A 2,409-nucleotide genomic window follows, 5' to 3' on the forward strand; every position below is an offset into this window, starting at 1 on the left:
CTCTGAGTTAATAAATTGTCAGCCCTAGTATTCAGAATTACCCCTTGTTTTGAAGAAAACCCATGCAAAGAAAATCATAAAAATGAAGTCATTCAATCCATAAATTGTGAAGAAAACTCCTGTCATTATATCTTTTTCATAAACAGAGTGTAAGTCATTATTCATTAACCATAATATCCATGCAAGAACGTAAACAAGTTTCTCCACGGCAAATATACTTATAAGTCAATTTACTTTTTTATATGATGTTGAAACAGAAATATAGGCAAATCCCCAAATCATTATCATTAAAAGCCCAAAATTTGATAACACTACTGGATCCTCTTGAATTATTACTTCATTAGTAAATAGGCGAGAGAAAATCAATACACCCAGAATGTTTATAACACCTGCTAAAATAAATCCATTTCTAATTTTTGAGCTCTTCATAATATACTTATAAATTCGAGATATGGAAAACTATTATTTTATGTGTTGTAATGCAAAAATAGGGATTAAAGAGTTGCTTTCACTTTTAAACTTGGTGGAAGTAATGAAGGCAGTGCGGATATACAACATATTTGGTTTTCACGATTGTTAGGTACAAAACATGAAAAGAACTGTGCATAATGATATTAAGATTAGATTCAGAAATTGAGTTGAGACAATTGGAACAGTCAGATTCAGTTGATATTTTTCAAACTATTAACAGCCAAAGAAGATATCTTGGAAAATGGTTGCCATTTGTTGAGTTTACCAAGGAATTGAAGGATACCAAGAACTTTGTTAATTCAGTGGTGAATGCTCCTGAGAGTAGATTTGAGTTTGTTTTTACAATCAGAAAACAAAATGTTTTTATCGGGTTAATAGGTTTTAAAAGTACCGATAAGATAAATAAGAAAACGGAGATTGGTTATTGGTTGTCCGAGAAATATCAAAAGCAAGGGATTGTAACAAAGACAGTAGAAAAACTATGTGATTTTGCCTTCCAAAAGCAAAGTATAAACAGGATACAAATTAAGTGTGCTGTGAAAAACGATTCAAGTAAGGGTGTTCCGAAAAGGCTAGGTTTCAAGTTTGAGGGAATTGAGCGTGACGGAGAATTATTGACAGGAAATATTTTTACAGATGTTGAGGTTTACAGTAAATTAAAAAGAGATAAGTAGAATAGTAAAAATAATGTAAAGTGGCTAACGATGGCGAGCAACATGCTTTGCCAGCTCGCAAAAGCCGACGCTAATAAGCACAGCAGCCAGCTGAGGCGTTGTATACAATTATAAAAAATGGAAAATAAGCCAAATCATAAAACAGGTATAATATTTTTAATTTTATTATTCTTGGGGTTCATAGTAATGGAAGGACTATTTTCATATGTGGTCACTCCAGATACTCCAAGTGCTTTAATTAAATTAGTAATTTTTATTATCCCTATTAGTCTGAACTTTTTAGGATATAAATGGGCAAAGTGGCTCCTTTCAATAATGTTAATTCTTTATGCAGTTATTAATTTTCTTGCAGGCTTTTATGAAGAATCTAGAATTTTATATGCAGTAGGGATTTTTAATTTATATTTCGGTTTAATTATTCATTTTTCCAAAGACATTAAATCCATTTATAGATTAAAAGCTGTTTACGATTCTAAAATAAATCAAGAGGGAAATATCTCTGGCCTATCTTACCCAAGTGAAGAAAGTCAACCTCCTTTCCAATACCCTTATTTAATAGATAGAGTTAAAGCAGCTTCAATTGACGGACTTTTATCTTTTTTAGTTTTTGCAATTTTAATGTTGGTTGTAAAAGATCCTGTAGTTGGACGGCCCATTGCTTTGACAGTTTTTGTAATCTTTGTATTACTCTATGAACCAATAATGCTAACAAAATTTGGGGCAACCATAGGACACCAAACAGTTAATATTAAGGTTGTTTCAATAAAAGATCATGACCAAAGGATAAGTATTTTTAATGGAATCATAAGAATTGTCATAAAGGCAATATTTGGGTGGGCTTCATTTTTAACTATCAACTTTAATTCTAATCATAGAGCAATCCATGATTTTATGAGCTCATCAATAGTGCTGAAAAATCAGTAAAAGTGTACAACAATGGCGAGCTGTTATGCCTTGCCAGCGCACAAAAAAGCCGACGCTAAAAAAGCATAGCAGCCACCTGGACCGTTAGCTACCAGCAACACAAAAAATATGAACAGCAAAAAATTGATTTTGGGAGTAATATTAGCAGCTCTTGGGATAATTGGGGTTGTATCAATTCTAACTATGGAAATCCCCCTCCCTCCTGAAGTAGAAGCAATTTTAATAAATAAGTTTTCTCCCGAACAAATAAAATTATTGATTTTGATAAATCCGACAATCATGCTAATTATAGCAGTTGTTGTAGGTACCATTTTATATGACAAAGTAAATTTTGTAGTTC

At 32.0% G+C, this 2,409-nt stretch carries 2 protein-coding genes and 1 pseudogene; all 3 read left to right on the forward strand.

Annotated elements, in window-relative coordinates; all coding sequences use genetic code 11:
- Nucleotides 1–608: 608 nt before the first annotated feature.
- Nucleotides 609–1,145, forward strand: a complete 537-nt coding sequence (locus E1171_RS02745) for a GNAT family N-acetyltransferase (protein ID WP_155203846.1) — start codon at nucleotides 609–611, stop codon at nucleotides 1,143–1,145.
- Between the two features lie 117 nt (nucleotides 1,146–1,262).
- Nucleotides 1,263–2,069: an RDD family protein gene (locus E1171_RS02750; protein WP_155203847.1), complete on the forward strand. Its 807-nt coding sequence runs from the start codon at nucleotides 1,263–1,265 to the stop codon at nucleotides 2,067–2,069.
- A 108-nt stretch (nucleotides 2,070–2,177) separates the two neighbouring features.
- Nucleotides 2,178–2,409 (forward strand): annotated as a pseudogene (locus E1171_RS24140) (CPBP family intramembrane glutamate endopeptidase); the annotation flags it as partial.

It is taken from the genome of Xanthovirga aplysinae (assembly GCF_009711365.1).
Taxonomy (GTDB): domain Bacteria; phylum Bacteroidota; class Bacteroidia; order Cytophagales; family Cyclobacteriaceae; genus Xanthovirga; species Xanthovirga aplysinae.